The sequence below is a fragment of the Frankia sp. CcWB3 genome (assembly GCF_977927595.1).
Window position 1 is genome coordinate 3,564 of the sequence record NZ_CDWRCK010000191.1, and the last position, 5,354, is coordinate 8,917.

Consider the following 5,354-nt stretch of genomic DNA (forward strand, 5'->3'; position numbering starts at 1 on the left):
TGTACCAGCATCCGAACCGTTCGATCTTGGTTGCGGCCCCTGAAATCACCGTCCGGCCGGTCGCTACCCGTGCCCTGGCCAGGGACGATGCCCAGTGACCGCGCCGACCGTTACATCACCTACCGGATCGAACGGGTGTTCCGCAGGTCTGGCGGTTCCGGACGCTTCGACCCGTCTCGTGACCGTAGTCGTCGGCGTGGTGGTCGCGTTGACGTTCCTCTTCGGGTTCAGGAGGGATGACAGGCTCATGGTTGCTGGTCGAGAAACGTCGCAGCCTCGGCTGGGTCCATGATGTTGGACCAGATCTGCTCTTCGGGGGCCACTGCCCGCTGCGGCATGGCGTAGGCGGACATCCATGCGTCGGCTTCACATCCGGGTACGAGGCTGAGGATCGTCGCGACGAGCCGTCGCGGGACCGAGCCGATGAGGCGGATCGCGACATAGGTCTCGTGACCTTGGTCAGCGACGACCTGGATGCCCAGCGCCGCGCCGTCCAGCATGACGGCGTGCTCCTGGCCGTCCAGCAGTGACTCGCCTACCAGCCGGTGCACCGCCGCCCTGAGCGTGCGCTCGGCGCGCGTCGCCGACTCGGCCCGCCACCTCAGCTTGTCCTCCTGACCACCGGTGTAGGTCGTGGTGGCGAGAGCAGGCGAGTGTCTGGCGTTGTAGCGTGCCCGCGCGGCGGTTGCGCGTGCGGCCAGCGCCGCGTAGAAGTCATCGGGCGAGCCTTCCTCCCGCTGCCCGGCCGCCACCAGCCATGGGATCCCGGCGTCGACCCACACTGCACCGCGCCAGCGCTGGACCTTCACCTTGAACAACACCTGATCGTCGATCGCGGCGATCCGCTCCTGCGGCGTGTCGTCGTCGGCGAAGCGGTCGCCGACCTTGCCGAGTAGCGGATGGCCGATGTCCTCCAAAGGCGTGTCCGCGCGCGGGACCGTCAAGGCGAGATCCTCTCGCAGGCAGCGGAGCGTGGGGCGGGCCCGTCCGGCCACCGTCAGCGGTCCTCTTCGACGCCGCCGATCGCGTCGAGTTCAGCACGAGTCATCCCGGCGAGCATCGCTATCCGTGACGCGCGGCTGCCGTCGAGCTCGCTCAGCAGCTCCCGCATCCCGGACTGCATTTCCTCGCGGCGCGCGTCCAGGTAAAATGCGACCGCCGCCTCGACCAGATCCTTCTTGCTCATATGCAAGTAGTGCGCGCCACTGGTGATCAGCTTGTCGCCTTCCGGCGAGACCTTGACCGCAACCTGCCGGGGCGTCTGCTCCATCATCGCCGCGTCCGTCTCCTTCCCGCCAGCTACCAGTCCGTCGGTGCCTCCAGTACCTCAAGGGTACTCTGCCATCGGTCGCCGCCGGGCGCGACCAAGCACCGACTCCTCCCACCACACCAGCAAGACAACTCACCGTCGACGGGTGGGTCGAACGGGTCGACAACGGCGGCTCCCGAACCGCTGGCGTTCAGGCCGGACATTGCTGACCGCGCTGCCGGCGGACTGGGCGGAGCCTGGCGCAGGCGACCGCAGGCACGCCGGTGCCGAGGATGCAGGTGGACCCGGCGCCGCGACACGACCGTCGCTCCCCACCCCTGCCCGCAGACGGGAAACCTAGATCAAAAACACCGATCGGCGATCAGCTGGGAGCACCTTACGGCACGGGGTGCGGCGCTGGGTTGTCACGCCGCAAGTAGAAGGCGCCTTGACGGCGAGAACCCAACACGGAATAGCGATCGAGATCGACAGGGTGAACCAAAGTTCATGCCAGTCGAACGAGATCAGAGAATTCACAAGTAGCGCGATTGCGCCGATTTCGACCAAGAGAAGAGTGAGCGCGGCGTTGCGCTTGGCCATCCCGGTTCTCCATACCTATCGAGTTGTGGCGTTGTGCAACCGTAGCAGTGAGGTTGTGGCACTACGGGTGGGGGTGCGATGGTGGAGTGGGGATCGCTCCTGGTTGGAGCGATGGGAGGTGGCGGCGGAGTGCATACGTCCACCGGTGTGACGAACGCAACACAAGCTGGAGAAGGTGGCCACGCTGGGCGATCCGAGCGGTGAGACCTCGGCGGCCTGAACAGAACGTGTGGCTGCCGGCGTGGATGCGCCACACAATTGACCAGTCGACCTCGAAGTATGTGTGAACGGCGATGTTGCGGAAGCCTGTGACGGACCGCCACGGCACGTCCGGCCAGCGCGCGAAGCTGTCGGTGGCCTGGTCGATCGCGCCGAGGAGATGGCGAGCGGGCCGTCGGGCCCGTGTCCGAGTCGGGTGAGGAGGGTTCGCAGCGGCGGATCGCTGATCGCATCGGTCGGCGCACGGGTGAGGCGTTCGGCGCCGAGTACGTGGATGTCTCGGGAATGAAAGCGGCGCGGGGCGGGATCGACGGGCTCAGCCAGACCAAGGCGTTCGAGGAGAAAAGCCGATCCGTATGAGGTCGCGGGCCACGCGGGCGGCAAGCACACGCGAGCCGAGGTCGTCGCCGCCGCGGCCACCTGTGCGGCCGATGAACGGTTTTTCCTGGCTGACCCGCAGCCAGCCGGCTGCCAGGACGTAGCGCCAGACGTCGTCGGGGTACCAGGCCAGTGCCCGACGCCGCGTGGTGAGCAGATCGAGCGGGTCGTGCACGGGGGGCCGAAGTCGTGGTCCGTGGAGACCTCGTCGTCGAAGCCGAGGACCTCGGACCCCTCACCGAGCAACGCGGCAGCGTGGGGCACGCCCACGACCAGCGACCGAACCGCCCGCTCGTAGAACCGTCGAGAAAGATCGCGACCGGGCACGGCTCCGCGATCCTCCTCAAGGCATCCCGTCATGCACCAGGCATCTCATCGTCGAGGTTGCCGAACAGCCGTGCGCGGGACGTGTCAACCATGATCACCACTGAATCGGGGACGTCAGCCAAGGAGACCACGGACCTGACGTGGTCCAGGACGAAGGGCATGGTCCTGCCGCCTGACGTGAACGGCGACTCCCGGCCGGTGCCATCGGCATGCTGGACGGCAGCTGGGACGTGATGGTCCCTTCGTCGCTGCCCAGGCCGTCGGCGAACAGGTTGCCATGCGCGTTCTTGCCGCGGCCCCAGCGGCTGCCGTGGCTACCGCGGGTCCTCCGAAGTCGCCACCGCTCAGCACCTCGGCGGAACGGACGCGGTTCGCATGATCCCAACATGGTCGTCCGGCCGGGGCTCGAACCAGCTGTCGAGGCCCTGACCAGCACCGTTCCATGGTGTTGAATCTCAAAGCGATAGATCGCGAACCGCATTCACCGAGGTCGGAGGCGTGATCAGAAAAAGGGTGGCCTCTCTGTACCAGCATCCGAATCGATAGATCTTGGTTGCTGGCCTTGAAATTACCGTCCGGCCGGTCGCTACCCGGCCCCTGGCCAGGGGCGACGCTGGATGGCCGCGCCGACCGGAGTGTCGCCTGACGGATTGAACGAGTGTTCCATTGGTCCGTCCGCGCGATCGCGACCAGTCAGGGAGGAATCACTCGCCGCACAGGTAGATCGTCGATCACGGGTAGGCTGGTCGTGAAGTAGCGAGTCGGGCGGGGAGGAGGACTGGTGAGCCGTCGGTTCAACACGGCTGGGCCGTGCATCCCCGCGGAGCATTACATGATCCCGGCGCTGTCCCGCCTCCCGGAGGCGCCCGGGTTGGTGGATCTCAAGGCCTACTTCGTCGTCCACGCGCCCCGCCAGACGGGGAAGACGACGGCGCTCCGCGCACTCGCGGCCGACCTGACCATGCAGGGCCGGTACGCCGCGGTGCACGTCTCCTGCGAGACCGGGCGCGCCTGGGGAGACGACATCCGCGCCGCGTCCCGGGCGATTCTCGACCGGCTCCGCTCCAGCGCCGAGGACACCCTGCCTGCGGAGCTGCGGCCGGCGCCGTGGCCGGAGACCTCCGACGGCACCCTGATCGTCGAGGCGCTCGGAGCCTGGGCCCGGATCTGCCCAAGTCCGCTCGTCCTGTTCTTCGACGAGATCGACGCCCTTCAGGGCCAGTCGCTGATCAGTGTGCTCAGCCAGGTGCGGGACGGCTACAACGCCCGCTCCACAGCGCCCTTCCCGGCATCGGTCGTGCTGTGTGGTCTCCGCGATGTCCGTGACTACAAGGCGGCGGCCGGTGGTGACCCGTCGCGGCTGGGCACGTCGAGCCCTTTCAACATCAAACTCAAGTCGCTTAGGCTGGGCGACTTCACCGCGGATGAGGTGGCGGAGCTCTACGGTCAGCACACCGCCGCCACCGGCCAGCCGTTCGCGCCGGGCGCCGTCGAGCACGCCTACGAGCTCACGGGCGGCCAGCCGTGGCTGGTCAACGCGCTGGCCCGCGAGGTCGTCGAGGAGATGGCCATGCCCGCCACAGAGACGATCACACTTGAGCATCTCGAGGCCGCGAAGGAACGGCTCGTCCTTGCGCGCGCCACCCACCTGGACTCGCTGGCCTCCAAGCTAGCCGAACCCCGTGTCCGTGAGATCATCGCTCCGTTGATCGCCGGGGACCCGCTCGTCCTCGACCCGTACGACGACGACGTCAGCTATGTCCGTGATCTCGGCCTCATCGCACCCGACCCACCAGTACGGGCCGCGAATCCGATCTACCGCGAGGTCATCGTCCGCGTCCTGTCGTCCTCCGTGCAGGAGAGCATCACCACCGATCCCCGCACCTTCGTCCGCCCGGACGGCAGTTTCGATCTTCCACGAGTCCTCGCCGACTTCGCGGTCTGGTGGATCGAGAACGGCGAGTTCCTCACCAGCCGCGGCTACTACAACGAGGCCGCGCCCCAGCTCATTCTCATGGGCTACCTCCAGCGCGCCATCAACGGTACCGGCCAGATCGAACGCGAATACGCGCTCGGCTCCGGCCGCATTGACCTTCATCTCCGCTGGCCCTACGTACCCCGCGGGGGACCGCGGCAGGTCCAGCGCGAGGGTTTCGAGATCAAGGCCTGGCGCACCGGCAGATCCAACCCGCTCAAGGCCGGGCTCCTACAGCTGGACCGCTATCTCGACCGACTCCAGTTGCCGACCGGCACCCTTGCGATCTTCGACCAGCGCACGAACGCGCCTCCCATCGACGAACGCACCGCGATCACCACCGTGACCAGCCCGGCCGGGCGCTGCATCACCCTCCTCAACGGGTGACCGACGCCCGCGCGCCTTGAGTCCGAACACGACGCGGGGGCCGAGTCGTCCGCGAGGCCTGTGGGGTGTCAGAGGGCGCTTTGGAGTTCTGATAACGATAAGTAGCATCTGAGATCGGTGGCTTTTGCTGTACATCGCACCACGAGAACGCTTTCGCGCTCCCCAAATAAACGATCATGGGCCCGTTTCGTTCCTCTAGGGCCTGTTTGGGAAGTATGT

Annotated in this window: 7 protein-coding genes; 2 read left to right on the forward strand and 5 right to left on the reverse strand. The window is 66.9% G+C overall.

Annotated elements, in window-relative coordinates:
* Nucleotides 1-245 precede the first annotated feature (245 nt).
* The 4 genes from ACY5KJ_RS14500 to ACY5KJ_RS14515 form a co-directional block, all read right to left on the reverse strand.
* A complete protein-coding gene (locus tag ACY5KJ_RS14500; RefSeq protein WP_462188647.1) occupies nucleotides 246-944 on the reverse strand; it encodes a hypothetical protein in 699 nt (232 codons plus the stop codon).
* 53 nt (nucleotides 945-997) lie between these two features.
* Nucleotides 998-1,273, reverse strand: a complete 276-nt coding sequence (locus ACY5KJ_RS14505) for a hypothetical protein (protein WP_462188646.1) — start codon at nucleotides 1,271-1,273, stop codon at nucleotides 998-1,000.
* A gap of 333 nt (nucleotides 1,274-1,606) precedes the next feature.
* Nucleotides 1,607-1,849, reverse strand: a complete 243-nt coding sequence (locus ACY5KJ_RS14510; RefSeq protein ID WP_462188645.1) for a hypothetical protein — start codon at nucleotides 1,847-1,849, stop codon at nucleotides 1,607-1,609.
* A 61-nt stretch (nucleotides 1,850-1,910) separates the two neighbouring features.
* Nucleotides 1,911-2,177 (reverse strand): HepT-like ribonuclease domain-containing protein, encoded by a 267-nt coding sequence (locus ACY5KJ_RS14515; protein WP_462203586.1) that lies wholly within the window; start codon nucleotides 2,175-2,177, stop codon nucleotides 1,911-1,913.
* Nucleotides 2,178-2,251: 74 nt separating this feature from the next.
* Here ACY5KJ_RS14515 and ACY5KJ_RS14520 point away from each other — a divergent pair, with 74 nt between their 5' ends.
* Nucleotides 2,252-2,428: a hypothetical protein gene (locus tag ACY5KJ_RS14520; RefSeq protein ID WP_462203589.1), complete on the forward strand. Its 177-nt coding sequence runs from the start codon at nucleotides 2,252-2,254 to the stop codon at nucleotides 2,426-2,428.
* Here the strand turns inward: ACY5KJ_RS14520 and ACY5KJ_RS14525 are convergent.
* A complete protein-coding gene (locus ACY5KJ_RS14525) occupies nucleotides 2,385-2,621 on the reverse strand; it encodes a DUF4037 domain-containing protein (RefSeq protein WP_462203587.1) in 237 nt (78 codons plus the stop codon). The two genes, ACY5KJ_RS14520 and ACY5KJ_RS14525, sit on opposite strands and share 44 nt — an antisense overlap.
* A gap of 933 nt (nucleotides 2,622-3,554) precedes the next feature.
* Here ACY5KJ_RS14525 and ACY5KJ_RS14530 point away from each other — a divergent pair.
* On the forward strand, nucleotides 3,555-5,135 hold the full coding sequence (locus ACY5KJ_RS14530) for an ATP-binding protein (RefSeq protein WP_462188644.1): 1,581 nt from the start codon (nucleotides 3,555-3,557) through the stop codon (nucleotides 5,133-5,135).
* Nucleotides 5,136-5,354 lie beyond the last annotated feature (219 nt).

Bases quoted from the DNA above. Each gene is read 5' to 3' on its own strand.
- ACY5KJ_RS14505 (WP_462188646.1), bottom strand. From the start codon at position 1,273: ATGATGGAGCAGACGCCCCGGCAGGTTGCGGTCAAGGTCTCGCCGGAA.
- ACY5KJ_RS14510 (WP_462188645.1), bottom strand. From the start codon at position 1,849: ATGGCCAAGCGCAACGCCGCGCTCACTCTTCTCTTGGTCGAAATCGGC.